1 protein-coding gene is annotated in these 229 nt (G+C 47.6%); it reads left to right on the top strand.

What is annotated here, in order from left to right; genetic code table 11:
* Window positions 1-229: FAD-dependent oxidoreductase (locus tag MTCD1_RS20555; protein WP_159459940.1), on the top strand; the 229-nt coding region annotated here is incomplete at both ends.

Genomic DNA, 229 nt, shown 5'->3' with positions numbered 1-229 from the left:
GTCTTGGCCTCGCCGCTGAAAAAGCCGGTATTACTGTGACTGAACGTGGTTTCATCGAAACGGATAAAACCATGAGCACGAACGCGCCACACATCTATGCAATCGGCGATATCGTTGGTCAACCTATGTTGGCGCATAAAGGTGTGCATGAAGGTCGCGTTGCTGCAGAAAGCATTGCTGGCAAGAAACACTTCTTCGATCCTAAAGTTATTCCTTCAATTGCTTACAC

Source organism: Colwellia marinimaniae (genome assembly GCF_002207865.1).
Taxonomy (GTDB): domain Bacteria; phylum Pseudomonadota; class Gammaproteobacteria; order Enterobacterales; family Alteromonadaceae; genus Colwellia; species Colwellia marinimaniae.
The sequence above is the reverse complement of the archived record's forward strand: the minus strand, read 5'-3'. Positions and strand labels throughout refer to the sequence as shown.